This window comes from Mesorhizobium sp. WSM4836 (assembly GCF_055811815.1).
In genome coordinates, this window is sequence record NZ_JBVVQF010000151.1 from 1 (window position 1) to 250 (window position 250).

The 250-nt window shown below is 68.0% G+C and carries 1 pseudogene; it reads left to right on the forward strand.

The window, feature by feature from the left end:
- Positions 1–250 (forward strand): annotated as a pseudogene (locus AC0L2P_RS32470) (AAA family ATPase); the annotation flags it as partial.

Below are 250 nucleotides of genomic sequence, written 5' to 3' on the forward strand. Positions count from 1 at the left end.
GGGTTACACGGTGCGCGGCGCGGCGTTGTCAGGCATCGCGGCCGAGAACCTTGAGGGCGGGTCCGGCATCCAGTCCCGCACCATCGCCAGCCTTGAGCACGCATGGGGACAGGGGCGCGAGCAGCTAGGCCCCAAGGACGTACTGGTCGTGGATGAGGCGGGCATGATCGGCTAGCGCCAAATGGAGCGAGTGTTGAGCCAAGCCCGCGACGCCGGGGCCAAGGTCGTGATGGTAGGCGACCCCGAACAG